The sequence below is a fragment of the Pseudarthrobacter sp. NPDC058362 genome (assembly GCF_042723515.1).
Taxonomy (GTDB): domain Bacteria; phylum Actinomycetota; class Actinomycetes; order Actinomycetales; family Micrococcaceae; genus Arthrobacter.
The window spans coordinates 131,914-157,957 of the sequence record NZ_JBHXIW010000004.1 but is presented as its reverse complement, the minus strand read 5'-3'; the positions used below and the strand labels follow the sequence as shown (position 1 = coordinate 157,957).

The 26,044-nt window shown below is 67.1% G+C and carries 21 protein-coding genes, 2 tRNA genes and 1 riboswitch; of the genes, 3 read left to right on the top strand and 20 right to left on the bottom strand.

Translation table 11 applies throughout. The features are described 5' to 3' along the window. Positions 1 to 14: 14 nt before the first annotated feature. A complete protein-coding gene (locus ACFWIX_RS10425; RefSeq protein ID WP_377216039.1) occupies positions 15 to 974 on the bottom strand; it encodes a methylenetetrahydrofolate reductase in 960 nt (319 codons plus the stop codon). Between the two features lie 377 nt (positions 975 to 1,351). Here ACFWIX_RS10425 and ACFWIX_RS10420 point away from each other — a divergent pair, with 377 nt between their 5' ends. Together ACFWIX_RS10420 and ACFWIX_RS10415 are read left to right on the top strand one after the other, a co-directional pair. Then, the gene (locus ACFWIX_RS10420; protein ID WP_377216038.1) at positions 1,352 to 1,555 is read left to right on the top strand and encodes a hypothetical protein; all 204 of its coding nucleotides are present in this window, start codon (positions 1,352 to 1,354) and stop codon (positions 1,553 to 1,555) included. A 133-nt stretch (positions 1,556 to 1,688) separates the two neighbouring features. Further along, complete coding sequence (locus ACFWIX_RS10415; protein WP_377216037.1) at positions 1,689 to 3,650, top strand: PKD domain-containing protein; 1,962 nt, start codon at positions 1,689 to 1,691, stop codon at positions 3,648 to 3,650. 32 nt (positions 3,651 to 3,682) lie between these two features. Here the strand turns inward: ACFWIX_RS10415 and ACFWIX_RS10410 are convergent, their stop codons facing one another. The 6 genes from ACFWIX_RS10410 to ACFWIX_RS10385 form a co-directional block, all read right to left on the bottom strand. Further along, positions 3,683 to 4,492, bottom strand: coding sequence for a carbohydrate ABC transporter permease (locus ACFWIX_RS10410; protein WP_377216190.1), 810 nt, complete (start codon positions 4,490 to 4,492; stop codon positions 3,683 to 3,685). Between the two features lie 47 nt (positions 4,493 to 4,539). Further along, positions 4,540 to 5,421 carry a carbohydrate ABC transporter permease gene (locus tag ACFWIX_RS10405; RefSeq protein ID WP_377216036.1) on the bottom strand — a complete coding sequence of 294 codons (882 nt, stop codon included), beginning with the start codon at positions 5,419 to 5,421 and terminating at the stop codon, positions 4,540 to 4,542. A gap of 3 nt (positions 5,422 to 5,424) precedes the next feature. Next, positions 5,425 to 6,789 (bottom strand): extracellular solute-binding protein, encoded by a 1,365-nt coding sequence (locus ACFWIX_RS10400; RefSeq protein ID WP_377216035.1) that lies wholly within the window; start codon positions 6,787 to 6,789, stop codon positions 5,425 to 5,427. A gap of 3 nt (positions 6,790 to 6,792) precedes the next feature. Continuing rightward, on the bottom strand, positions 6,793 to 7,995 hold the full coding sequence (locus ACFWIX_RS10395; protein WP_377216189.1) for an ROK family transcriptional regulator: 1,203 nt from the start codon (positions 7,993 to 7,995) through the stop codon (positions 6,793 to 6,795). 196 nt (positions 7,996 to 8,191) lie between these two features. Further along, the gene (locus ACFWIX_RS10390; protein WP_377216034.1) at positions 8,192 to 9,559 is read right to left on the bottom strand and encodes a class I SAM-dependent methyltransferase; all 1,368 of its coding nucleotides are present in this window, start codon (positions 9,557 to 9,559) and stop codon (positions 8,192 to 8,194) included. Then, a complete protein-coding gene (locus ACFWIX_RS10385) occupies positions 9,550 to 10,632 on the bottom strand; it encodes an FAD-dependent oxidoreductase (RefSeq protein WP_377216033.1) in 1,083 nt (360 codons plus the stop codon). The genes ACFWIX_RS10390 and ACFWIX_RS10385 overlap by 10 nt, the downstream gene beginning before the upstream one ends. A 109-nt stretch (positions 10,633 to 10,741) precedes the next feature. On the opposite strand from ACFWIX_RS10385, the gene ACFWIX_RS10380 reads away from it, so the two are divergent. Continuing rightward, the gene (locus ACFWIX_RS10380) at positions 10,742 to 12,064 is read left to right on the top strand and encodes a class I SAM-dependent methyltransferase (protein WP_377216032.1); all 1,323 of its coding nucleotides are present in this window, start codon (positions 10,742 to 10,744) and stop codon (positions 12,062 to 12,064) included. Between the two features lie 106 nt (positions 12,065 to 12,170). Here ACFWIX_RS10380 and ACFWIX_RS10375 read toward each other — a convergent pair. The 13 genes from ACFWIX_RS10375 to ACFWIX_RS10315 all read right to left on the bottom strand — a co-directional run bounded on the left by ACFWIX_RS10375 (position 12,171) and on the right by ACFWIX_RS10315 (position 26,023). After that, positions 12,171 to 12,243 (bottom strand) — tRNA-Ala (locus tag ACFWIX_RS10375). Between the two features lie 215 nt (positions 12,244 to 12,458). Then, a tRNA-Ala gene (locus ACFWIX_RS10370) sits at positions 12,459 to 12,534 on the bottom strand. Positions 12,535 to 12,649: 115 nt separating this feature from the next. Next, entirely contained in the window at positions 12,650 to 13,051 is a 402-nt protein-coding gene (gene rsfS / locus ACFWIX_RS10365; RefSeq protein WP_377216031.1) for a ribosome silencing factor, read from the bottom strand. A 45-nt stretch (positions 13,052 to 13,096) separates the two neighbouring features. After that, entirely contained in the window at positions 13,097 to 14,542 is a 1,446-nt protein-coding gene (locus ACFWIX_RS10360) for a hypothetical protein (RefSeq protein WP_377216030.1), read from the bottom strand. Between the two features lie 7 nt (positions 14,543 to 14,549). Then, the gene (gene nadD / locus ACFWIX_RS10355) at positions 14,550 to 15,179 is read right to left on the bottom strand and encodes a nicotinate-nucleotide adenylyltransferase (protein WP_377216188.1); all 630 of its coding nucleotides are present in this window, start codon (positions 15,177 to 15,179) and stop codon (positions 14,550 to 14,552) included. Positions 15,180 to 15,219: 40 nt separating this feature from the next. Next, positions 15,220 to 15,453: a hypothetical protein gene (locus tag ACFWIX_RS10350; RefSeq protein WP_377216029.1), complete on the bottom strand. Its 234-nt coding sequence runs from the start codon at positions 15,451 to 15,453 to the stop codon at positions 15,220 to 15,222. Between the two features lie 76 nt (positions 15,454 to 15,529). Beyond that, complete coding sequence (locus tag ACFWIX_RS10345) at positions 15,530 to 16,954, bottom strand: glutamate-5-semialdehyde dehydrogenase (RefSeq protein WP_377216028.1); 1,425 nt, start codon at positions 16,952 to 16,954, stop codon at positions 15,530 to 15,532. After that, the gene (gene proB / locus ACFWIX_RS10340) at positions 16,951 to 18,129 is read right to left on the bottom strand and encodes a glutamate 5-kinase (protein ID WP_377216187.1); all 1,179 of its coding nucleotides are present in this window, start codon (positions 18,127 to 18,129) and stop codon (positions 16,951 to 16,953) included. The genes ACFWIX_RS10345 and proB overlap by 4 nt, the downstream gene beginning before the upstream one ends. A gap of 22 nt (positions 18,130 to 18,151) precedes the next feature. Then, positions 18,152 to 19,741: a GTPase ObgE gene (gene obgE, locus ACFWIX_RS10335; RefSeq protein WP_377216027.1), complete on the bottom strand. Its 1,590-nt coding sequence runs from the start codon at positions 19,739 to 19,741 to the stop codon at positions 18,152 to 18,154. Between the two features lie 116 nt (positions 19,742 to 19,857). Continuing rightward, positions 19,858 to 20,121, bottom strand: coding sequence for a 50S ribosomal protein L27 (gene rpmA, locus ACFWIX_RS10330; protein ID WP_009372867.1), 264 nt, complete (start codon positions 20,119 to 20,121; stop codon positions 19,858 to 19,860). 61 nt (positions 20,122 to 20,182) lie between these two features. Continuing rightward, complete coding sequence (gene rplU, locus ACFWIX_RS10325; protein ID WP_003803420.1) at positions 20,183 to 20,491, bottom strand: 50S ribosomal protein L21; 309 nt, start codon at positions 20,489 to 20,491, stop codon at positions 20,183 to 20,185. Positions 20,492 to 20,824: 333 nt separating this feature from the next. Beyond that, on the bottom strand, positions 20,825 to 22,348 hold the full coding sequence (locus ACFWIX_RS10320; protein WP_377216026.1) for a bifunctional hydroxymethylpyrimidine kinase/phosphomethylpyrimidine kinase: 1,524 nt from the start codon (positions 22,346 to 22,348) through the stop codon (positions 20,825 to 20,827). Further along, a riboswitch (TPP riboswitch) is annotated at positions 22,338 to 22,434 on the bottom strand. (Overlaps the previous gene by 11 nt.) 118 nt (positions 22,435 to 22,552) lie before the next feature. Next, entirely contained in the window at positions 22,553 to 26,023 is a 3,471-nt protein-coding gene (locus tag ACFWIX_RS10315; RefSeq protein WP_377216025.1) for an Rne/Rng family ribonuclease, read from the bottom strand. Between the last annotated feature and the right edge of the window lie 21 nt (positions 26,024 to 26,044).

Genomic DNA, 26,044 nt, shown 5'->3' with positions numbered 1-26,044 from the left:
TGCGGGCCCCGCTGTCAGCTGGCGAGCCGGCGGCCCGCGGTGCGCGCGGCCGGGCGGCTGGGCCTGGGAAGGGCCAGCTTGTCCAGCACCTGGAGTGCACTCTGGTGTTCGTTGAAGGTGTAAAGGTGGATGCCGGGTGCTCCCGCATCCAGTGCGGCATTGGCCAGGTCCACGGTGGCATTGACGCCGATGCGGAGCCTGTCCGCATCGGTGTCCGCCGCAGCCAGCCGCTCGGTGAGCTCGGCTGCCGGCTCCACCCCGGTCAGCTCGCCCAGCCGCTTCAGCCGGCGCAGGCTGGTCAACGGCATGACACCTGGAATGATCGGAATGGTGACCCCGGCACGGCGCGCCCGGGTCAGCAAGTCGGCGTACTGACCGGCATGGAAGAACACCTGCGTGATGGCAAAATCGGCGCCGGAACGCTGCTTCGCCAGCAACACCTCGACGTCGTGCGCTTCACTGGGCGACTCGGGATGGCGTGCGGGGTACGCCGCAACGCCCACCGCGATCTTGCCGGCGCAGAGGAGGGCCGAACGGCGCTGCTCGACACGGCGGATCAGGTCGATCAGGTCCTGGGCGTAGCGCAGGGAACCATCCCCCGGCGCGACGCCGTCCTTGGGCAGGTCGCCGCGCAGGGCCAGGATGCCCCGGACGCCGGTGTCCAGCAGCTGGCCAATGATCCCCGCGAGTTCCTGCGGCGTGTTCCCCACGCAGGTCAGGTGGGCGAGCGGCCGCAGGGTGGTCTCCAGCAGGAGCCGGTTGATCAGGTCAACGGCCGTGTCCCGGTTGGAGCCGCTGGCACCGTACGTCACGGAGACATAGTCCGGGCTGGTGGTTTCCAGTTCCCGGATGGTGGTCCACAGGGTCTCGGCCGCAGCGGGCGAACGGGGCGGAAAGAGCTCGTAGGACAGCGCAACGGGAGCGGCCGTCTCGGAGAGGGATGGATGTGTGTCAATAAGGCTTGGTGGCGACATTTGCGTCCTTGGCTTTGGGTCACTGGGGCCAGCTGCCCGAAGGCGGTGCCGGCCCGGCAATGAATTTGAGTTTGGGAACACGGAAAAGGAACTTCAACAGGGACGCAGCCGCGACTGTTACGCCTGGATTGAAGCTTTCCGTGAGCAAATGTCAGGCCCACATGGGGGCACCCACACCCTCCTGACCGGAGGATCGCTGACACGTTACCGCGGTAACTTGCCTACGACTCTATGGGCCAGGGGGGAAGCATTCAAGTCGGCGTCCGAATTAAGACGCAGTTTTACAGCCGCCAGCGGTGGCGGGCAGAATATTATTCGACGTCGGGCCGGGCCATTTCCCCCTCCCCATCAGGCGCCCGCAGGTCTATCCTTTTGCCATGATCGTGCTTCCAGCCAGCTACCAGGAGTTCCTCGCAGGCAAGAGCGAGATGTTTATCAGCACCGTGCGGCCCGTCCTCATGCAGTCCGCTGCGGACAAGCTGCACGGAGTCCGGGTCACCTACAACCCCGGATCCACCGGCCACCAGGCACACCTCGACGAGACGCTCCCCTACGGAGTGGTCCTCGAGGACATCGACTGACTCTCGCCTCTACGCCTCGTGCGGTCTCACGCCTTGGATCCGGTACCCGCGCACTCACAGCGCAGCTCTCCCCGCCAGGGCCGAGGTGCCCGGCAGTGTTCCGGAACAGGAGCCCACCATGCATGATCGGCGCGTGACCGCAACCGCACTTGCCCTGGGGGCTTTGCTCCTGGCGATTCTTCCCGGCCCGCCCCCGCAGTCCGGCGGGCAGCCGCAAGCGGGGATGTCCGCCGTCGTGGACCGGCAGGTGGCGGCACCCGCCGCCCTTATCCCGGCCACTCCTGGTGAGCTTCACGTCACAGCAGCCGGCGACTACTCCGCAAGTGCAGCAGCCGCGGGCGTCCTGGCGGGCATTGGCGCGGTGAAACCTGATCTCAACCTTGCCTTGGGCGACCTGTCCTACGGGACCACGGGAGCAGAACAGAGCTGGTGTGACCTGGTGACAGCAAACACCGGCGCGGGCTTTCCCTTCGAGCTCGTCTCCGGAAACCACGAGAGCAACGGCCAGAACGGCAATATAAATGATTTTGGGGCCTGCCTGCCGAACCAGCTGCCCGGTCTGGTCGGAACCTACGGGCGCCAGTACTACGTTGACGTTCCGCAGCAGGACCCGATGGCCAGGTTCATCATGATATCGCCGGGCATACCCTTTCCCGAGGGCACTTGGGACTACTCTGCGGGTAGCGTCCGCTACAACTGGACGGCAGCAGCCATCGACGGTGCCCGGTCCGCCTCCATTCCGTGGGTAGTCGTCGGGATGCACACCCCCTGCCTCTCCATAGGCCAGTACGGATGCGTGGCCGGGTCCGCGGTCACCAACCTGGTCCTCAACAAGAAAGTCGACCTGGTACTGAACGGCCATGAACACCTCTACCAGCGAAGCAAGCAGCTTGGTACCGGCGGGGGCTGCACCGCAGTTGTTCCGGGCACCTACCAGGCGGGCTGCGTTCGTGACGCCGACAATGCGCTGTCGAAGGGTGCCGGTACTGTCTTTGCCACCGTGGGAACCGGCGGAGTTGCGCTGCGGGACGTCAACACAGCCGACCCGGAGGCACCCTACTTCGCCAGCTATTCTGCGCTCAATGCCAGTCCCAGCCACGGGTTTCTGCAGCTGCAGTTCACGGAAACCTCTCTCAATGCGCGGTTTGTGGCCACAAACGGCAGTTTCGCGGATGCTTTCGGCATAACAACGGGCGCAGGGAATGCCCTGCCGACGGCCTCGTTCACTGAAAGCTGCGATGGCCTATCGTGCTCGTTTGATGGCTCAGCATCCACAGACCCGGACGGCAGCATAGCGTCGTACGCCTGGAATTTCGGCGACGGGACGACGGGAAGCACAACGACGGCGTCGCACACCTATGCCTCTGCAGGCACCTACGCAGTCACACTGACGGTAACGGATAACGACGGTGCCACTGATTCAACCACCCGGCAGCTCTCGCTGGCCACCACTGCGGTCCTGGCTGCCGACGCCTTCGACCGCACGGTCTCCAACGGGCTGGGCAGCGCAGACGTGGGCGGTCCGTGGACAACCACCGGCAATTCCTCCGCGTATTCCGTCTCCGCAGGCGAGGGGCGGATCCGAATCTCCGCCCCCGCAGTCGGCAACAGCGCCTATCTTGGTTCTGTTTCTTCGTCCGCGACTGACGTGTACCTGGTGCTGGCCACGGATAAGCCCGCGACCGGCAGCGGAATCTACACTTCGGTAATCGGCCGGAGAGTTCCTGGAAGCGGCGAATACCGTGCCAAACTGCAGCTGACATCCACGGGTAGCGTGAATCTTTCGCTGGTGCGGGCGACGTCCAGCGGCGCCGAAACCACATTGACCGGCGGCACGGTTGCGGGGCTGAACTATGCAGTTGGCGACCGGCTCGGCATCCGGCTGCAGGTTACGGGCACGAGCCCCACCACCGTCCGGGCACGCGTCTGGGAATTGGGTACCGCTGAGCCCGCCATGTGGCAGCGCACCGTGACGGACTCGACCGCCGTGCTGCAGGTGCCTGGCAGCGTGGGCATCATGACGTACCTCTCAGGCAGCGCCACCAATGCACCGCTGACTGTCCTGATAGATGACCTCCGCGCGGCTGCCCCGTAGCCGGACGGGAGCTGAGCCAGGCGGAGCCGGCCCTACCCGCGCACAGCACCGGACAAGGCAAAGGTGCCGCCCGAGCCCTTGGCCACGATGGCATACAGGCCCAGCACAGGTGACGAGTACAGGATCGAGAAGGCGGCCAGTTGTCCGTAGGCCACCGCTCCGTGCTGGCCGAAGAAGCTGTAGATCGAGACGGCCGCCGGTTGTGTCGCCGTGGACAGGAGCAGCACGAAGGGCACGAAGAAGTTGCCCCAGGCCTGGATGAACACGAAGATGAACACCACGCCCAGCCCGGACCGCATCAGCGGAAGGACGATGGCCCACAACGCCGCCATCCGTGACGCACCGTCCACCCAGGCTGCTTCCTCCAGGGAGACCGGCACGGAATCCATGAAGTTCCGGGTCATCCAGATGGCCATCGGCAGCGAGGTGGCCGCCATGAACAGGATGGTGGCGGGCATGGAGTCCAGCAGTTCCAGCTGCACGAACAACCCGTAAACCGGAACCATGATCGCGGTGATGGGCAGGCAGGTGCCAAACAGGACACCGTACATGAACGGGCCGTTGAAGCGCGACCGGTAGCGGGACAGCGGATAGGCCGCCAGCACGGCTGCTGCCAGGGTCACCGCACCGGTACCGGCTGAAAGCACCAGGCTGTTCCACAGCGGCCCCAGCAGCAGCTCCGGAGTCATGACAGCGGTGAAGTTGGCCAGCCCCGGCTGCTCCGGCAGGCGCGTTTCGTGGCCGGCCCCGGTGTCGAGGGAGGCCAGCACCAGCCACAGGAGCGGCAGCAGGAAGCAGGCGCCCACCACCAGGAGTGCGGCATCGGCCGGCGCACTGCCCATCAACTTTTTGCCGACGGCCTGCCGCTTTCTGCCGGCGTCCTTCCGCTTCATGCCCGGGCTCCGCGCAGCAGCCGGATGTAGACAGCCCCGAATCCGGCTCCGATCAGCAGCAGGACCACCGCCACTGCCGTCCCATAGCCGATGTCCCCGAAGCGGAACGCTTCAACGTACGCCAGCAGCGGCAATGTGGCGCTGGCATTCGCTGGGCCCCCGGCCGTCATCACCCAAATGAGCGTGAACACCGCAAGCGTCTGCAGCGTGACCAGCATCAGGTTCGTGGCGATGCTGCCGCGGATGATGGGCAGGGTGATGAAGGCCAGCCGCTGCCACCCCGTGGCCCCGTCCACCTGCGCCGCCTCAACCACTTCGACTGGAACGTCGTTCAGCGCCGCGCGGTACACCAGCATGGAGAACGCCGTTCCCCGCCACACATTGGCCAGCATCACCGCCGCCAGGGGAAAGGAATAAAGCCAGTCCGCGCCCTGCAAACCGAGCCCCCCGAGGAGCTGGTTGAGCGTGCCGTCGCGGCTGAAATACGCATAGGCGGCAATGGCGGCAACGATCTCAGGCAGCACCCACGCCGCCACCACCGCCGTGCCCACCGCCGCGGAAATGGCGGGACGTGCCCGGCGCATCAGGACAGCCAAGGCCAGCCCCAGCAGGTTCTGGCCCAGGACCGCCGAGCCCGCCACGAACACGAGCGTTACCAGCAGGGACAGGGGGAAGGCGTCATCTCCCAGCAGCCTCGCGTAGTTCTCCAGTCCGATCCACTGCGGGTTGCGGGCGGTGCGGCCTGTCAGTCCGGCATTGGTCAAGGAGGCGTGGAAGGCCCAGACGACGGGACCGGCAAGGAAAACCAGCAGGAGCAGGACGGCGGGCAGGACCGGAAGATACCGGAGGCCCTGCCGCGGGCCGGCGGAGGCGGACACAAGCTACTTCCGGACGATGTTTTCGACGCCGACGATCTGCTCCACCGCAGCGTCATAGCCGGCCGCAGCCTCTGCCGGTGTCCGGGCACCGGTGATCACAGCTTCAGTGGCTTCCTGCACCGCAGCGGAGATCCGGGGATAGTCCGAGGTGGCAGGACGGTAGCGGGTTACCGGCACGACGGCGGATACGTCCCCCACGAAGGGATTGGCGGCCTGGTAATCGGGATGCGCAGCGACGTCCTTGCGGACCGCAATCTGCGAGCTGGCAAGGGTGAAGGCCAGCGAATTCTCCATGTTCAGGGCCGTGGCGAGGAATTCGAAAGCGAGGTCCGGGTCCTTGGTGCCCGCGCCCACCGCCAGCGTCCACCCTCCGGACATGCTCACCGCACCCGGGGCTGCGCCGTCACGCGTGGGGAAAGGAGCGACGCCCATGTCCTGCGCATAGCCGGGCCATTCGTAGCTGCCGCCTTCCTGCCAGAACGACGGCGCGTAGGAACCTTCCACGGTCCCGCCCAGGCGGCCCTTCGGGAACCACTCGCCAAAGACCTTCTTCCACACGTTGCCGTCCAGCGCCTCCGCGGGACTGACCGCAAGGTCCTCGTCGTAGAGAGTCTTCAGGAACGCCAGGGAATCCTGGAAGCCTGCCGAACCAACCACCCACTTACCGGTGTCGTCGTCGTAGAGCCCGGTTCCCGTGCCGTACAGAAGTTCGTAGAAGCCCTGCATGACAGTGCCTTCGCCGGGGCCCTTGCCCGCGTACATGTTGAAGGGAATGATGTCCGGGCCTTGGGCCTTGATGGTGCGCGCGGCCGTGAGGATGTCCTCCCAGCTCTTCGGCTGCCACGGGACACTGATCCCGGCGGCGGCGAAAACCTTCTTGTTGTACCAGATGACCCGGGTGTCGGTACCCAGCGGCACTGCGTACGTGCCGCCGTCGTCCGCCTTTCCGGCCGCCTTGGCCGCGTCCTCGAAGGCGTCCCAGCCCTCCCATTGGTCCAGGTGGGAGTCGAGCTTAAGGAGGTAGCCGGCGTCGACGTCGGAGCGGACCTTGAAAGTGTCCTCGTAGAACACGTCCGGGGCCGTGGCCGGTGAGCGGAGGGCGAGTGCCAGTTTGGTTCCGTAGTCCTCGTCATTGCCCTGGATGGGCTGCAGGTCCACCGTGACACCCGGGTGGGCGGCCTCGAAATCCTTCTTGGCGGACTGGAACATGGTGTCCAGGGCAGTGAAGGAATCCGTCTTCTGGTAGGCGACCTTGAGGGTGGTTCCGGAATCGCTGTCGGATCCCGGCGAGCAGGCGGTGAGTCCCATCAGTGCTGCGGCCGCGGCCGCCCCTGCCTTCAGCGCCGTGCGGCGCGTGGTGCGGGCCATGGTTCAGGACTCCAGGAGGAGGCGCTGCGCCCGGGGGGCGAGCGCATCTTCCAGTACGAGGGACGCGGCGCCGATGGCGCCCACGTCCTCGCCCACTCCGGTGCCCACCACCTCGATGGGGTGGATGAGCCGCGCTGCGCTGTTGGTGTTCAGCATCTCCGGCACCAGCTCCAGGTAGCGGCGGGAGAGCCGGCTCCAGAACGGGCCGCCGAAGACGACCCGCTCCACGTCCAGGGCGTTGGCCACGACGGAGGCGGCCCGTGCCACCAGGACTGCGGACTTGTCAATGATGGCCAGAGCGCGTTTGTCGCCGGCGTCGGCGAGGTCGCACAGCTGCCCGAAGCTTTGCTGGATTTCGGCTCCGCTGTCGCCGGTGCGCGACCGGGCCAGGATGCCTGCCGCCTCCGCTTCTGCAACGAGGACCTGCGGAATCGCGGAGGATTTCACGCAGCCGTGCTGCCCGCAGTCGCATAGCGGACCGTCCGGATCCACCACGATATGTCCGATTTCACCGGCGTTGCCGGAGGTACCCCGGACCACTTCATCGTTCAGCACGATCCCGCAGCCGATGCCGGTGCCCATGTACATGAAAACGAAGCTCCCGGCGCCGCTGGGACCGCCGGCCCACGTCTCGGCCACGGCCGCACTGGTGACGTCCTTGTCCATGAGAACGGGGTAGCCGGTGGCTTCGGACAGCGCATTGCGGAGTTCCACCCGGTCCCAGCCCGACAGCAGCGGCGGGTCCACCACGGTCCCGTGTTCAGGATCGATGGGGCCGGGGGCCGCAATGCCGAGTCCGGCGATGCGTCCCCGGTCCACGCCGGAATCGTTGACCAGGTCAGTGATTCCGGCCGCGATGGTGGAGATCACCGCAGCCGGATCATTGCCGCCGGGAGTTTCAATCCGTACGTGCTGCACCACGGCGCCCACCAGGTCCAGGACCACCAGAGTAGTGACGGCGGGGTCCAGGTGCACGCCGAGCGCATACATCCCGCCGGGGTTGAGCCGGAGGATCGTCCGCGGCTTGCCCGGGCCGCTGCCTTCCTTGCCTGCTTCGACGATGAGGTTCTGGTCCAGCAGCCTGCGGGAGATGTTTGAGATGGTCTGCGGTGAAAGGCCCACGATCTGGGCCAGCTCAACGCGGCTCAGGCCACCGCCGGCACGCCGGATGGCGTCCAGGATCACCGTGAGGTTGAAGTCGCCCATCCGGGGCAGGTTGGTTCCTCGCCTTGGCGCGGATTGGCGGGTCTCAGTCACGGCGTCCCCTAAACGTCTTCGGCCACCCGGTATGGTGCTGCTTGAAATCGTACGGTACACGCCCGGGCTGGCACATGCGCCGCGGCGATGTGGCGGAGGCGGGAGGCGCCGGGCCGCGGTCAATGTACGCGCCGGCAACTGCCCGTCAGGCCCGGCGCCGGCTGAGGGTGATTGTGAACTTTGGGTTCTGGCCCTTTATCACCGTTGGCCCCACTTCGCGTTCCAGTGCCGGCAGGTATGGCAGATGGCGGTTGAACACCGTCCATAGCTCGCCTCCCGGTTCCAGCACGCGGCCCGCGGCGGCAATGAGCTTCAGCCCTGCGCCTGCGTGCACCCCCGCGCCTACGTGGAATGGCGGATTCAGGAGGACCAGATCCGCGGCACCGTCCGGAAGCGTGCTGAGGGCGTCGTCCTGCAGGACGCTGATGCGCTCCCCCAGTCCGTTCGCTTCCGCGGTGGCGCGCGCGGAAGCCACCGCGGCAGCGGACTGGTCCGATGCCGTCACGGCGGCCCCAGGAAACCGGCGGGCATACATCGCGGCCAGGATACCGGTGCCGCATCCCAGGTCCACGGCATGGCGGGCGGGCTTCATCTCCGGCAGGAGCGTGAGCAGGAACCGGGTTCCGATGTCCAGCTTTGCCCCGGCAAAGACCGCCCCATGCGCGGCGACTTCCAGGTCCAGTTCCGCGAGGTGTTCGACGGCGGGAAAGCGGCTGCCTTCCCCGTCCCGCCGGGGGCCGGTGGCCAGCAGCACCCGGGACTTCTGCCGGGCGTGCTGGGGCTGGACGACCTCGAAGTGTTTGGCCAGGACCGCGTTCATGCCCAGGGACATGTGCTTGATCCGGCCGCCGGCCAACAGCACTGCCTCCGGGGCGGCGTAACGGGCGACGGCGGCAGCGGCCTCGTCCAGCTCCGCGAGGGTTTTGGGCAGCTGCATCAGGACCGTTTCCGCTCCGGCCAGCAGGGCAGGGCCAAGCGGCAACTGCCGGAAGCCGGGCGCGGAAGGTGCGCCGCCGTCGTCGCGCGCTCTGTCATGATGCGCTGAGTCAGGGTTGGCTGAATCAGAGTTCGCTGAGTCAGGGTTGGCTGAATCAGAGTTCGCTGAGTCGGGGTTCGCCGGGTCAGGGTTCGCTGGGTCGCGCGGCGCTTCAGGGTAGTGCGAGGCGAGGGCGGCCGCGTTAAGCTGCAACGCGCGCTCCCCCGTGATCAGGTCCTGGTGCACCCGCAACGCGCCCGGCTGGAGGACAGCGCGGGCGCCCAGGGTCAGGGCACCGTAGCGGTCACCGATGACGGCCACAGTACTGCCGGGCCGGACAAAGGACGAGGCTGTCTCCAGCAGGAGCCGGTCCGTGGCGTCCCAGGCCTGGAGGTTTGGCGCTTCCACATCCGGCCGGCGGCGCAGTATCCGGAAAACATCCTCAAGGGTGGGTCCTGTCACGGGGCTGGTGCCGCCTTCCGGGGTGGGGTGGTCTTCTTGATTGCCGCCGCGCGGCGCGGTACCCGTCAGCCCCATGCCTGCGCAGCCTGGCTGGGTTCGATGCCGGGGAGTTTGAGGATGGCGGTCACGGCTGCGCGTCCTGCCCGGTTTGCGCCGATAGTGGACGACGACGGGCCGTAACCCACCAGGTGGACGCGCGGCTCCACTGCCACCCGGGTACCGTCCATAACGATACCGCCGCCGGGACCACGGAGCCCCAGCGGTGCCAGGTGCTCAAGTTCGGCCCGGAAGCCGGTGGCCCAGAGGATGACGTCGGCCGCCAGGAAGCTTCCATCCGCCAGGCGGACACCGTCCGCTTCGATGGCCGTAAACATCGGGCGCCGGTCCAGCGCCCCGCGTGCTGCCGCGGCGCGCAGCGCCGGCGTCCAGACGAGCCCTGTCACCGAGACCACGCTTTGCGGCGGCAGGCCCTGGCGGACGCGCTCTTCCACGAGCGCGACGGCGTCGTGGCCCGCCTGGGAGTCGAACCCTGCGTCCCGCCATTCCGGCTCGCGGCGGGTGAACCAGCTTGTGGTGGTCACCTGGGAGATTTCATCCAGGAGGCCCACCGCGGAGATGCCGCCGCCCACCACAATGACATGCAGCCCCGCGAATTCATCTGCGGCGACGTAGTCGGCCACATGCAACTGCCGGCCCCGAAAGGTTTCCCGGCCGGGATAAATGGGCCAGAAGGGCCGGGTCCAGGTGCCGGTGGCGTTAATGATGGCCCGCGCGCTCCAGTCGTCTTTGTCTGTCCTGACGAGGAGCCGCCCGGCTGGCTCCTCGTCTTCCCGGTGCACGGACCGGACCTTGACCGGCCGATGCACGTCGAGGCCGAGTTCCTCCTCGTAGCCGCTGAAGTACCGGGTGAGGAATTCGGAGCTGGGTTCCCGCGGGTCCGGTGAGGGTTTAGCGATGCCGGGGAGGTCGCTGATGCCGTTCACGGTTGCCATTCGCAGGCTCCTCCACCGGTGCCGCCAGGCGCCGCCCGGGCCTTGCTCGGCATCCAGCACCACGTAGTCCAGGCCGCGGCGCTTGAGGTGGTATGCGGCGGAAAGTCCGGCCTGGCCCGCCCCGATGACTACGACGTCGGCGGGGGTGGGATTCACTCCCCCATGATACCGGGACGGAGGATCCGGCAGATGATGGCCGGCGCGCCATAGCCCTGCGGGGCGCCGTGGCCATAGTCTGGGCACACACGGGGACGGGAGGACCATCATGACGCGAAGCAACGGCGCCGCCGGACAGCTCAGTAAAGCCCTTGGCATTGTCCTGGGGACGGAAACGATACCCCTGCGGCTGAGGGCGTGGGATGGTTCGGAAGCCGGCCCCGAGGGAGCGCCCATCATCGAATTCCGTTCGCGCCGTGCCCTGCGGCGCATGCTGTGGTCCCCCGGCCAGCTTGGCTTGAGCCGGGCCTATGTGGCGGGGGAAATCGATGCGCCCGGTGACATCTTCGCCGCCTTTACCGCCCTGAGCTCCGCGGGCAAGTTCGCCGAGCCGGGCCCGTTCCGCCCTCCCACGCCGCCTGAACTCTGGGCACTGTTGCGGACCGCCGTCCGGCTCGGGGCACTCGGTCCCAATCCGGTTCCGCCCCCGGAAGAAGCGAAAGTGGCGCGAAAGGGGCGCCTGCATTCGCGCAGCCGAGACTCTGCGGCGATCTCCCATCACTACGATGTGGGCAACAGGTTTTATTCCCTGGTGCTGGGCCCATCGATGGTCTACTCGTGCGCGGTCTGGCCGGACGACGGGCAGCCCGGCAGCCGGACGGACGGTTCCTCCGGAGGTCCCGGCGGGCTGGAGGCAGCGCAGGAATCCAAGCTGGACCTCGTCTGCCGCAAGCTGGACCTGGAGCCAGGGACGCGGGTTCTGGATGTGGGCTGTGGCTGGGGCAGTTTCGCCCTGCATGCCGCGGGGAAGTACGGGGCGTCGGTGGTGGGGGTGACGCTCTCGTCGGAACAGGCCGAACTGGCCCGGCAGCGGGTGGCTGATGCGGGACTTTCCGGCAAGGTGGAAATCCGGGTTCAGGACTACCGTGATGTCACGGACGGGCCGTTCGATGCCATCAGTTCCATCGGGATGTCCGAGCACGTTGGCCGGGAACAGACCCCCCGCTATGCGGCTGCCCTGTATGCGCTGCTGAAACCGGGCGGCAGGCTGCTTAACCACGCCATCTCGTGGAATGCCGGCCCCACCAGCCCGGACCCGGATTCGTTTATTCCCCGCTACGTGTTTCCCGACGGCGAAATGATCAGCCTGGGCGAGATGGTGACGGCGCTGGAAGAGGCCCGCTTCGAAGTACTGGACGTGGAGGCCCTCCGCAGGCACTATGCCCTGACCCTGCGGGCGTGGGTTCGGCGGCTGGAGGAGAACTGGGACGACGCCGTGCGGCTTGCCGGCAGCGGGCGGGCCAGGGTGTGGCGTCTGTATATGGCTTCCAGTGCCGTGGGCTTCGAGAACGGGCTGACAGGCGTCAACCAAGTGTTGGTCCAGCGCCCCGGCGGCAAGGAACCTCCCCTGCGCCGGACAGGCTGGCTGTGAAAGAGATCCGCGGCTCTGACTCGGCGGCTCTGCAGCTGACTCCGGGAGGGAAACCCAGGTAAAGAAAAACACCCCGGTCCGAAGACCGGGGTGTTTCTCATATCCGTGGAGCTGAGGGGACTCGAACCCCTGACCCCCTGCATGCCATGCAGGTGCGCTACCAGCTGCGCCACAGCCCCGGATTTGCTGTTCCGCTGGTTTCCCCCGGAGCAACCTGACCAGCTTAATGCACTTTCGCTGGTGACGCCAATCGGGCCTCTGGACTGCCGGAAACCGCTCGGTCGGTCGGCCGCCTCTCCAGGTGTAATGGCCCGCGCGGCGCCAGGCAGGGCCCGGCAAGGCAACGAAAAGAGCAAAAAAATCCGCCGGAACCACATGGTTCCGGCGGATTATTTGGTGGAGCTGAGGGGACTCGAACCCCTGACCCCCTGCATGCCATGCAGGTGCGCTACCAGCTGCGCCACAGCCCCGAACTATTGCCGCTCCGGGAGCGTTTTTCCGGGTCTCCCCGGAGCAACTCAAATATCTTAGAACAGCAATTCCGAAAATTCCAAATCGGGCATATTCGGCTTTTTGGGGTGAACCTTACTCGCCTTCGGCGGCCGCGCCGGCCTTGGCGGAAGCGTCGTCTCCGAGCCCCAGATCCACCACGGGGCAGTCCTTCCAGAGCCGCTCCAGGGCGTAGAAGACGCGGTCCTCTTCGTGCTGCACATGGATCACGATGTCGGAGTAGTCGAGCAGGACCCAGCGTCCGCCGGAGCGGCCCTCGCGGCGGACAGGCCGGAGGTCCAGCTTGGCCAGTTCTTCCTCAATGCCGTCGACGATCGCGTTGACCTGGCGCTCGCTGGGTGCCGAGGCGATAAGGAAGACGTCAGCCAAGGCGAGACGCTCGCTGACGTCCAGGCCCACCACGTCCTGGGCGAGCTTGTCCGCAGCGGCCTTGGCGGCAGCGCGGGCTGTGATGATGGATGATTCTGATGCAGTCACGGGACTCCTTGTAGGTTTGAAAATGCTGTTGGCGCGGCCGGACTGCTAGCCGGAGAATCCGCTAATGATGAGGATGATCCCGGCGATAAGCGCCACGATGCCCAGCGCCAGGACGAAGATCTGCAGCATCCGGTTTCGGTTAGCCCGGGCGAGGCCTGCCGTGGCAGCGTCCAGCGGTTCCAGGCCATGGGCCGATGCCGCCGGAACACGGGGAAGGTCTTCGAAGAGGTCGTCCGCCAATGGTTCGGCGGGCGGCTGCGGTAGGGGCCGTTGTGCTGGCACACGCGTCTCCTGCGGCGCGGACTGCGGCGCTGTTGCCGGCCCTTCCTGTGCCGCCCGGCGTTGCGCCTGTCGGTGCTGGACAGGCTGGGCTTCCAGCACTCCCCCAGCTCCCCCGGCGGCCCGGGCCGCTGCCTCGGCACGGGCAATAACGTGTGATCGCTTGGATCCGGAGCCGTCCGGAACCTGACCCGAAGGACCCTGTGGAGCGTTTGGTCCTTGGGTGCGGTCCGCGGTCGCCGCGGCGCCGCTTTCACGCGCCGGGATCTTGGTGCCCTGATGGGTTGTGACCGGCACGTAGGACGTGGCCGGAGCCTTCATCACGGGGCGATCCACGCCGGGAACCTGGACGAACTCCAGCGGCGTGACCATGGCCAGGTTGGTGGCGGTGGAGGGTGCCTGACGTTCTTTCGCTGCACTGTCCCGGGCCGGCGGGGCGGACGCCTGCTCAGCCAGCTTCTGCCTTGCCATGGCCCGGCGGTTCAGCACGGCCGCACGCTCGGCCAGGGCGATCTGTTCGGCAAGGATCTCCGGGTCAACAGCTTCGGGATCCAGCGAAACTATGTGCTCCATCTTGGCGATCTGGTTGCGCGCCTGCTCAGCGATGAGGGAACGCGCCGCGAGTGCCTGCTCCACGGTCATGGCTGGCAGTCCATGCCCGCTTGCAGGTCCCGGCTGCGGTCCGTCGCCGGCAGCCCTGGGGTGCGCCGGATTGTTCGGCTTCGGGTTCCCAGGGGCGCCGGGTCGTGTGGGTCCATTGCCTTCCGCCGCCGCCGGAGCGTCCATCTGCGCCGGGGGGACGACCGGGTTCAGCCCGGTCAGGGCCTGTTCCTTAAGCTGCTGGAGCCGGAGCTGGCGCCGGGTCACCGGGCCACCGGCAGAAAGCTGGTTTTCCTTCTGCTCCATCTCCTTGATGGCACGGAGGGCAGCGCGGTCGCGGGCGCGGACCTGTGAGGACCGTTCCGTCGACGCCTGCCGGGGCGCGGCGGAAACTTCGGCTGCCGGAGCAGAAGGAGGCGCGCCGTCCGGACCGGAACGACCGGACGAAGCAGGCGTGGCCGCAAGGGCAGGCCCCGAAGCGGAAGGTTCACCGGACGCGGCAGTCGCCTGGCCGTCGTCGTGCGCGGTATTTCCGGCGGCGGCCGCCTGCTGTGCGTCGCGGGCCTTCCGGAGTTCCCTGCGGCTGCGGATGGGGGGCTGTTCGTGACTCATTGAGGACTCATTCAGTACTTGCTGGTTCACGTGCACCGGCCGCGGCGTCCGTCCCGGCAGGCGGGACGTCCGCGTAGAGGCCGTATTTGGCGATGTATTGCACCACGCCGTCCGGTACCAGGTACCAGACCGGGTTGTTCGCTGCCACGCGGCTGCGGCAATCCGTCGAGGAGATGGCCATAGCCGGCACTTCGAGCAGGCTGACGTCGTCCCGGCCCATGCCGTCCAGGACGTGCCCCGGCCGGGTGACACCAACAAAGTGCGCAAGCGACCAGAGTTCGTCAATATCCTTCCAGGACAGGATCTGGGCCAGGGCATCCGCGCCGGTGATAAAGAAGAGGTCCGCCTCGGGGCGCTGGGCGCGCAGGTCGCGGAGCGTATCGATGGTGTAGGTCGGGCCAGGCCGTTCCACGTCCACGCGGCTGACGGTGAACCGCGGGTTCGAGGCAGTGGCGATCACCGTCATGAGGTACCGGTGTTCCGCTTCGCTGACCTGTTTGTGGGACTTCTGCCACGGCTGACCTGTGGGGACAAAAATCACCTCGTCCAGTTCGAACTCGGCGGCAACTTCGCTGGCAGCCACGAGGTGGCCGTGATGGATGGGATCGAACGTCCCGCCCATCACGCCTACCCGCAGCCGGCCGTTGGCACCTTGACGGTGCAGAGCGCGCGAAATGTTAGTGGCCCTGCCCGTGATCGTGCTTGTTCGGGTGCTGGCGGTGCGGGTCGGCGTGCTCCTCGGTGACCTCGTGGCGGTTGCCCAGATTGGTGTAGGAGAGCGTGATGAACATCATCACCAGCAGGATGGCGAAAATGACCACACCGAAGACCCACGGCTCGGCCCAGAGCGGAGCAAGTTCGTGTTCTTCGGCCTCAGCGGCTGCGGTCATGGCGATCTGCTGGAACAGCATGTTCTCCCCTAGGGTTCAAGGATTGCGGCAGCGGAAGTGACCGCTGCGAATGGTTCTGGTCTATGTTACCGCGTTGCTACCCGCGGACCTGGCCCTCGCCCTGGACGATCCACTTGGTGGTGGTGAGCTCCGTCAGGCCCATCGGACCGCGCGCGTGCAGCTTCTGCGTGGAGATGCCCACTTCGGCGCCCAGGCCCAGCTCGCCGCCGTCCGTGAAGCGGGTGGAGGCGTTGACAATCACCGCCGCCGAATCGATCTCGGCGATGAACCGCTCCGCGTTGGCCAGGTTGTTGGTGAGGATCGCCTCGGTGTGGCCGGTGGACCACGTTCGGATGTGCTTGACCGCTTGGTCAAGGCTGTCCACCATGGCCACGGCGAGATCCAGGTCCATGTACTCGGTCCCCCAGTCCTCGTCCGTCGCGGCCTCAGCCGCCACGCCCGCCGGCAACGCGGCGCGGATGCGTTCGTCCACGTGCAGCCTGACGCCGGCCTTCTGCAGCGCGGTCGCGACGGCGGGAAGCACCGTGGAGCCCGAGTGCACCAGGAGCGTCTCCACGGTGTTGCACACGCTGGGGCGCTGGGTCTTCGCGTTGAGCAGGATTTCTACGGCCATCTCTTCGCCGGCGGACTCATCAATGAAGATGTGCACATTGCCCTCGCCGGTCTCGATGACCGGCACGGCGGAGTTGGTGACGACCGACTGGATCAGTTCGCGGCCGCCGCGGGGAATCAGGACGTCAACGCGGCCGCGGGCGCGCATCAGGGCCGTCGCACCGGCGCGGCCGTACTGGTCCACCGTCTGGACGGCGTCCGCGGGCAGGCCCACGGATTCCAGCGCCTCACGCAGGATCCGCACCAGGACCTCGTTAGTGGATTCCGCGGCGCTTCCACCGCGGAGGATGACGGCGTTGCCGCTCTTGAGGGCGAGACCGGCGATGTCCACGGTGACGTTGGGGCGGGCCTCATAGATGGCTGCCACCACGCCCATGGGAACGTTGACCTGGCGCAGGCGCAGGCCGTTGGGCAGCGTCTGGCCGCGGACCACGTTGCCTACCGGGTCCGGCAGGTTCGCCAGGTTCTCCAAAGCATCGGCCAAACCCTGGATGCGGGCAGGCGTCAGCGTGAGCCGGTCCAGCATGGCCGCAGAGGTTCCGTTGGCCTTGCCCCGGGCTACATCTTCGGCGTTGGCTGCGAGGATGGCCTGCTGGTTCTCTTCAAGTGCGGCACAGACGGCGCGCAGCGCCCGGTCCTTCCAGGCCCGGTTGGCCATGGCCATCCGGCGGGCAGCATGGCGCGAACGGTCTGCAATGGCGTGGACGCCGGCCTCGACTTCTTCCTCGGACAAGGGAACAGCGCCCGACGACCCAGCAACTGAAGCCTCAGTGCCGGAAGTCACAGTGCCCGACGCCGGAGCCTCCGCGGATTCCAGCGGCTGCGCCTGGGCAGCCGCGTTGGTCTCTCCGGAATTTTCAGCAGCGTTATGGATCAGGGCCTCAGTCATAGTCCAAGTTTAGGCGAGCGGACGGCTCGGACCAGCACCAGGTCGTCAACGTGAACAACTTCACGCTCGTAGCCGCTGCCCAGCTCCTCCCCCAACTCCATGGTGGTGCGCCCCAGCATGCGGGGAAGCTCCGCCGAGGAGTAGTTGACCAGTCCGCGCGCCACCACGGTGCCGTCGGCAGCCGCTATCTCGACGGCGTCGCCGGCTTCAAACTCTCCGTGCACCGCGGAAATCCCGGCAGGGAGCAGGGACGTCCGGTGGTGCCGCACGGCGCGGACCGCTCCTTCGTCCAGGACCAGGCGGCCCTGGACTGACGCGATGTGGGCCAGCCAGAGCAGCCGGACCGGTTTGCGGGCGCCGTTTACGGTGAACCAAGTGCCCACGTCCTCGCCGCGGAGTGCCGCCGCGGCGTTCGGCGTTGACGTGACCAGGGCGTGGATGCCGGAACCGGCGGCCATGGTGGCAGCCTCAACCTTGGTCAGCATCCCGCCGGTTCCCACGCCGGCTTTGCCCGCCTTGCCGATGGAGACACCCTCCAGATCCTGCGGGCCTTCCACCAGCGGAATCCGCTTGGCCCCGTGGGCGGGCGGACCGTCGTAGAGGGAGTCGACGTCGGAGAGCAGCACCAGCGCGTCGGCGCGGACCAGGTGGGCCACCAGTGCTGCAAGGCGGTCGTTGTCACCGAAGCGGATCTCGTGCGTGGCCACCGTGTCGTTTTCGTTGACCACCGGCACCACCCCGAGGTTAAGGAGGCGGTTGAGCGCCCGGAAGGCGTTGGCGTGCTGGCTGCGGCGCATCAGGTCCTCCGCCGTGAGGAGGACCTGGCTGACCGTGACGCCGTGGGCGCCGAATGCCTGCGTGTACCTGGCCATGAGCAGGCCCTGGCCCACGCTGGCAGCAGCCTGCTGGGTGGCAAGGTCCCGGGGGCGCTTGGCCAGTCCCAGCGGCGCGAGCCCGGCCGCAATGGCACCGGAGGACACCAGGATGATCTCCGCGCCCGTGTTCCGCTTCGCCGCGAGGGCGTCGGCGAGGCTGGTCAGGGACTCCTCGGAGATGCCGCCCTTGATGCTGGTCAGGGAGGACGAGCCGACCTTGACCACGATCCGGCGGGCGTTGGCCAACACGCTCCGGTCGGACGCCGGCTCAGTGGCTTCTGTGGGCGCTGCTGCGGCCATGGAAAAGGGCGCTGCTGCGGGCCTAGAACTCATCGCCTGCGTCCAGTCCACTCTCCTTGAGGGGCTTGGCCACGCGCCGGCTGCTCACGGACTCGGTCCAGATGCCCGCCTTGCGCTCGGCCTCGAGCTCGGCCCGGGCCGCAGCCTTGGCGTCCTTGCGCTCCTGCTGTTCTTCGCGCTTCTGGTTCCGGGTGGGGCGGTCGCCGATGTCCGCGAACCGGACGTCGGTGCCGCGCGGGGACGCCAGGAGCTCGGCGCCTGCCATCATGGTGGGCTCCCAGTCGAAGACCACGCCGTCGTCCTCACCGATGACCACGGTGTCGCCGGGCTTGGCGCCCTGCTTGAACAGCTCGGTTTCCACACCCAGCTTGGCCAGGCGGTCCGCCAGGTAGCCGATGGCCTCCTCGTTGGTGAAGTCCGTCTGCTTGACCCAGCGCACGGGCTTCTCGCCGAGGACGCGGAACAGCGGTTCCAAGCCCTTCTCCTCCCGGCGGATCCGGAAGCCGGTCTCGTTGACCGCACGGGGACGCAGAACGACAGGCTGTACCTTGGGCGGTGCTGCGGCCACGGCGTCCCGGGCGGCCTTGACGATTTCTGCCATCGCGAAGCCCAGCTGGCGCAGGCCCTCATGGCTGGTGGCGGAGACCTCGAAGACGCGGTAGCCGCGGGACTCCAGCTCGGGGCGGACGAAGTCGGCCATATCCTTGCCGTCCGGCAGGTCCACCTTGTTCAGGGCTACCAGGCGCGGGCGGTGGTTGAGGGGCATAACTTCGCCGTCCTGGCCCGCGTAGCTCATGTCCACGGCGTACTTTTCGAGTTCAGCCTCAATGATGGCAAGGTCAGAGAGCGGATCGCGGTCCGATTCAAGCGTGCCGCAGTCCAGAACGTGGACCAGCGCTGCGCAGCGTTCCACGTGGCGGAGGAAGTGGTGGCCAAGGCCCTTGCCCTCGCTGGCGCCTTCGATCAGGCCAGGCACGTCGGCGATGGTGAACCGGACATCGCCCGCCTGGACCACGCCGAGGTTGGGGATGAGGGTTGTGAAGGGGTAGTCCGCAATCTTCGGCCGCGCGGCGGACATGGCAGCGATGAGGCTGGACTTGCCCGCGGACGGGAAGCCGACCAACGCGATGTCGGCGATGGACTTCAGTTCCAGGACGATGTCGCGGGATTCGCCCTCGATGCCGAGCAGCGCGAACCCGGGAGCCCGGCGCTTCTGCGACGACAGCGCTGCGTTGCCCAGGCCGCCGATTCCGCCGGCGGCCGCCACGAATTCGGCGCCTTCGCCCACGAGGTCCGCCAGGACGGTGCCGTCCTTGGACTTGACCACGGTGCCGTCCGGAACGGGCAGGACCAGGGTCTCGCCGTTCTTGCCGCCGCGCCAGTCGCCCATGCCGGGGCCGCCGTTGGTGGCATGCCGGTGCGGTGCGTGGTGGTAATCAAGGAGGGTGGTGGTCTGGTGATCCACGCGAAGGATGACGTCGCCGCCATTGCCGCCATTGCCGCCGTCGGGACCGCCGAGCGGCTTGAACTTTTCGCGGTGGACGGAGACGCACCCATGGCCGCCGGTACCGCCGGATACGTGCAGTACTACCCGGTCTACAAAGCTGGCCACGTGGATCTCCTCAAATGCTGTTTCCCGGCGCCGCTGGACGCCAAGACGATTGTAATGCGGTTAAAAGAACAGTGGAGCGGACCGTATGGCCCGCTCCACCGCTTCAGAACTGTTTGTTACTCTGCAGCCGCAGCAGCAACGATGTTGACGACGCGACGACCGCGGCGGGTACCGAATTCAACGGCTCCCGGGGTCAGTGCGAACAGGGTGTCGTCGCCGCCACGTCCAACGCCGGCGCCCGGGTGGAAGTGGGTGCCGCGCTGGCGGACGATGATTTCGCCTGCGGAAACAACCTGGCCGCCGAAGCGCTTCACGCCGAGGTACTGAGCGTTGGAGTCACGACCGTTGCGAGTGGAGCTCGCGCCCTTTTTATGTGCCATCTGAAATGCCTGCCTCTAAATTCTGGGGAATCTGCTGAAAAACCTGAACAGTAACCGGTGGTTACTTGATGCCGGTGATCTTGACCTTGGTCAGTTCCTGGCGGTGACCCTGGCGCTTCTTGTAACCGGTCTTGTTCTTGAACTTCTGGATCACAATTTTAGGACCACGGAGGTCCTGGAGGATCTCAGCCGTAACAGTCACCTTGGCCAGGTCAGCAGCGGCGGAGGTGACCTTGTCACCGTCTACCAGGAGCAGTGCGGGCAGCTCAATGGTGCTGCCGGCTCCACCGGCGACGCGGTTCAGGGTAACGAAGTCTCCAACGGAAACCTTCTCTTGGCGGCCGCCTGCGCGGACAATCGCGTACACCACTTGGGAACTCACTTCTCTCGACGTTTATTACTAAATTTGCGTGCGGCACCCGGCGCTGAGTGGCTGGGTTTCCGCTGTGCCTCAACGCCGTGGATTTCCCGGGGGAACCCGTGAGCTATCCCGGAAGAAATTGCAGCATGTCCTGGACACGCGGCGACCCCCAGGGTCATAACCCAAGTGTTGGCGTAAGCACCGAAGATCTAGAATACGCTAGTTTTGGCTTCGGCCGCAAATGAGGCTGGTTCCGGCGGGTCGTCTGTGATAGTAGCCACAGGTTGCTCCGGCGCCGGGACCGTGCCCCACCATAGTAGCCGCAGACAAGCCCCGTTACGGTCAGGAATGCAGGCGCGGCGCGTCGAAGAATTCCACTTCCAGCCGGCACGAGTGCCGGAACGCTGTCACCATGGCGGTCCTCTCCGTTTCGGATGCGTTCCGCCCGGCCTCGTCCACGATGGCCACGGCCCGGCGCGTCGCCGCCGCGAAGGCTTCGTCCGCGTACGTGCGCAGCCAATCGGCGTAGGGGTGTCCGGCCGGCTCCCCCGCTGCCACGAATCCTGCGTGCAGCGTGCGCCCTACCTCCGCATATAGCCAAAAGCAGGGCAGCACCGCGGCGGTGAGCACCGCATAACTGCCCGACGCCGACGCTGCCGTCAGGTGATCCACGTACGTCTTGGTCACGGGGCCCAGTCCGCCCTGCGCCGGCCGGGTGCTGAGCCAGGAACGGTGCAGCTCCGACTCGACCTCCAGGCATTGCTGCGCAGAGCCTGCCCAGAACAACTGTTCGGCCTCCGTGGGCGCCAGCGCGCTGGTCCGGGCCAGCACCCGTGAGTAGCCGTTGAGGTAGATGGCGTCCTGGGCGAGGTAATACGCAAACTCGCTTTCGGACAGGTTTCCCGCGGCCAGCGCCTGGATGAAGGGCAGGGCAAAAATGTCCTCGAGGTAGTCCTCGGCGTCCGCCCAGAGCTGCCGGGCGAAGGCACCTTCAGGGCGCGGGACGTCCTGGTGGTGGAAATGGTGCACGGGGCCGTTTCCCGTTCCCACCGACAGCTGGCCCGAAGCAGCCAGTGCGCCCGCCAGCCATGGCTTGACCTCCCGAAGCGATGCTTCCCAATGTCCGAGCCGGGCCTGGATTGTGGCCATCGCCGAGGACAGGGAGCAGCCCGTGCCGTGGCTGTTCCACGTAGCGACCCGCTCGCCCGGCAGTTCCACCACTTCCGCGGACAGCCGGCCGGACGTGTCCACCAACGCATCCGGGCAGTCCCGGCCTGCGAGATGGCCCCCTTTGACCAGGACCGTCGCGCCGGTTGCACGGGCAAGCCGCCGGCCCTGGTCCAGGGCCCCAGCCCAGGTGGACTGCTGCTCTTCGCCAACGAGGACCGCCAGTTCGGCGAGGTTCGGGGTAATGAGGTCCGCCAGTGGCAACAAGGCGCGCAGGGCGGCCTCGGCGGACTCCTGCAGGAGCCGGGCGCCGCTGGTGGCAACCATCACCGGGTCGAGGACCACGACGGCGGGGCGCGCCTTCTCGAGCCAGGCCCGCACCACTTCAATGACCGCTGCCTCGCCGAGCATGCCGATCTTGACCGCGTCCACCGTAATGTCTTCGCTGATGGCATCGAGCTGCTGTGCCAGAAAAGCTGCGGGCGGAACGTGCACTGCCTGCACGCCACGGGTGTTTTGCGCGGTGAGCGCCGTAATGGCAGCCATGCCGTACCCTCCGTGGGCGGCGATGCTCTTCAGGTCCGCCTGGATGCCGGCGCCGCCGGAGGGATCGGAGCCGGCAATGGACAGGACGCGCGGGATGCGGGACAGTGCGGCGCCAGTTTCCCGCACTTGTGGCAGGACAGTGATCGATGACAAGAGACATCCCTTCGCCGGTGCTAACCGGACAGGTTCAACGGGTCTGGATCTCAGCCGCCCTCTGCGCGGCACCCCGTGTCGGTTTCCCAGCCTAGCCTTTTTGCCGTCCCGGACGCAGAAATCCCCGCCTTATGAACTTCTCCCCCGGGGTTTCCAGAGGGAAAAGTCCATGAGACGGGGACTTCCGGAGGGCGCTTGCCCGGGCTACAGCTCCGAGGCCGGCACCCCGACGCCGAGGATGATGGGCTCCTCCGCCTGCTTCGCGGCTGGCGGGGCTGTTTCCGGCGCGGGGCCCGCGGCAGGTTCCGGAGCCTTGGCCGCGTGGGAGTGCCCGGCGGCCGGGACCGGCACGTTTTCGTGCTGCTCCACCGTGGTGGCGTTGGCTGCGCCTTGGGCACGGCTCGCGCTCCGGTTGCGGCGCGGCCTCCGCTGGCGGGACTGCTCCAGCGTGTGGTCGGAGTAGTCCTTCTCCGCGGACGCACCTGCGGGAGCCGCTGGAGCTGCAGAAACCGGTACGGCCAAAGCAGCGGGTGCTGCTGGCTCGGCGGCGGCAGCTGCCGGTGCAGCTTCCTCCTCGCTGACGGGACCGCCCAGGTGTGCGAACGCCTCGGCCAGGCGGTCCAGGGAGAGCGAAGGCTGGGGCTGCTGCTCTTCCGTGTGCTCCACGAACGGCAGCGCAACCTTCTCGCCGCCGAAGGTGAGCACTGCTGCGGGCCGGGCGGAAGCAACGGCGTCGCGCTTTTCCGCTTCCGCGACGCGTTCAGCGGGCACCGGCGCCGCGGGCGCGGCAGCTGATGCTGCCTGCTTGCTTGCTGCCACCTCGTCGTCGTGGAGGTGCGCCGCATGGGCCGCGGCCGCGATGTTGGCCAGGGCCAGGCGGGTCGCCTCTGCCTTGGCGTGGCGTTCGGCGTCGGACGGGTCCGGGTGGACCGTGTGGAGCTGGACGGGGGGTGCCGCCGCCGGCGTCACTTCTGCCTGCTGGCCGCCCCGGCCGCGCCGGCGCTTGCGCTCCCGTCCGCCCGGCTGGTTGCTGTCGCCGCGCTGGTTCTCGTTGCGCGGACCCTCGCCCCTGGATTCGCCGCGGTTGTCGGCACGGTGAACGTGGTGTTCAGCCGCCACAGTGTTGGCGCGGCGGTGCTCTACTGGGTCATCGTGCGTGATCATGCCACGGCCCGCGCAGGCCTCGCACTGCTCGCCGAAGACCTCGAGGAGGCCCGTACCCATGCGCTTGCGCGTCATCTGGACCAGGCCCAAGGACGTAACCTCGGCAACCTGGTGCTTGGTGCGGTCGCGGCCCAGGCACTCCACCAGGCGGCGCAGGACCAGGTCGCGGTTGGACTCGAGCACCATGTCGATGAAGTCGATGACGATGATGCCGCCGATGTCACGCAGGCGCAATTGGCGGACAACTTCCTCGGCAGCTTCGAGGTTGTTCTTGGTGACGGTTTCCTCGAGGTTGCCGCCGCTGCCGGTGAACTTGCCGGTGTTGACGTCCACCACGGTCATGGCTTCGGTCCGGTCGATCACCAGGGAGCCGCCCGAGGGCAGGAAGACCTTGCGCTCGAGGGCCTTGTGGATCTGCTCGTCGATACGCCAGGCGGAGAAGATGTCCTGGTCCTGGGTCCACTTTTCCAGCCTGCCTACCAGGTCCGGAGCCACGTAGGTCACATAGGCCTCGATGGTGTCCCAGGCTTCCTCGCCGGAAACGATCAGCTTGGAGAAATCCTCGTTGAAGACGTCACGGACCACTTTGATGGTCAGGTCCGGTTCACCGTAGAGCAGTTCCGGGGCAAGGATCTTGGTGGACTTCGACTGGTTTTCGATGCCTTCCCACTGCGCGCGGAGGCGGTTGATGTCGTGCGTCAGCTCTTCTTCGGAGGCACCCTCAGCGGCCGTGCGCACAATGACGCCGGCATGCTCCGGCAGGCGGTCTTTGAGGATTCGCTTGAGGCGGTTGCGCTCCACGTCCGGCAACTTCCGGGAGATTCCGGTCATTGACCCGCCCGGGACGTACACCAGGTAGCGGCCCGGCAGCGAAATCTGGCTGGTGAGGCGGGCGCCCTTGTGGCCCACGGGGTCCTTGGTGACCTGCACCAGGACGGTGTCGCCGGACTTCAGCGCGTTCTCGATTCGGCGCTGCTTGCCCTCCAGGTTCACAACGTCCCAGTTGACTTCACCGGCGTAAAGGACGGCGTTGCGGCCGCGGCCGATGTCTACGAACGCGGCCTCCATGGAGGGCAGCACGTTCTGGACCTTGCCCAGGTAGACGTTGCCGATCAGTGAGTCCTGCTGGGTCTTCGAGACGAAGTGCTCGGCCAGGACGCCGTCTTCCAGGACGCCGATCTGGATTCTGTCGTCGCGCTGCCGGACGATCATCTGCCGGTCCACGGATTCCCGGCGTGCCAGGAATTCCGCCTCGGTGATGACGGTGCGGCGACGGCCGGTGTCGCGGGATTCGCGGCGGCGCTGCTTCTTGGCTTCCAGGCGGGTGGAACCCTTGACGCTGGTGACACGGTTGCTGACGGGAATGTCGCTCGCGGGGCGGGGTGCGCGGACGCGGGTAACCGTGTTGGGCGGGTCGTCGTCCTCGCCGCCGGTGAGTTCAAGGTCCTGGTCGCCGCGACGACGGCGGCGGCGCCGTCGCGACGTTACGCCTTCTTCGACCGGTCCGGCGGTGTCTTCATCGGCGGTGTCTTCGTCTTCCTGGCCGTCCGCGGCTTCGCCGTCACGGTCGGAGCGGCTGCGGCCACGGCGGCCACGGCTGCGGCGGCGGCGCCTGCTGCCAGGCTCCTCGGAATCGTCCTCGTCCACGTCATCCTGGTCAGCTTCTACGGCTACGGGCGCGGGCCGGGCAACAGTGCTCAGATCCGGGGCCTGGAACAAGACCGAGGTCGCGGAACCGGGTTCCATGAACAGCGATCCGAACGGGGTGGCCGGTGCGTCTTCGGTCTGCGCGGTGTCTTTTTGGGCTGTGTCGTCCTGGGCGGGTCCTGCCACAGGGGTTCCTGCCTCCGCGGGCCCTGCGGCGGCTTCCGGTGCCGGGGTTTCAGCTGAGGGGGTTGCGGCTGCGGGCTCGACAGTTTCGGTTGCGTCGGCGGCCGGAGCTTCCTCCGCGGCAGCATCGGGAGCGGCTGCCTGCGCCTTGCGCGTTGACGTACGACGGCGGCGCACCGGTTTGGCGTCCGGCTCCCCTGAGGTTTCCTGACCGGCGTCTGCGGGGACGGCAGGGTCCCCGCTGCCGTCCCCCGCGACTTCGCTCTGTAGAGAGTCGGCGGGCGGAACGTCACCCTTGACTACTGGGGTTGCATCAGCAGCAGACGGTGCGGCCTCCGGTTTCTTGCGGGCCCGGGTGCGGCGGGCAGGGGCAGCCTTCGCCGCAGCTGGTACTTCCCCGCCGGAATCTGCACGGCCGGCGGTTTCAGTCAGCGAAGTTTCGGTAATCCCAGTTTCGGTAAGCCCAGTTTCGGTGAGCGCCGGCTCGCCCAGGGACGGTTCAGCCAGCTGCGGCTCGCTCAGTTCCGGTTCAGCCAGTGCAGGGTCAACGTGTGCCGTGGCTTCTGCGGCGTCTTTCTTGGGCGCAGCCTTGCGCCGGGTCCTGGTGGCTTTCTTGGGGGCAACGGCGGCATCCGCCGCAACAGCTTCTTCGTTAACGGCCAAACCTTGTTCATTTTCCATACGTGGCAACACTCCTGCCCC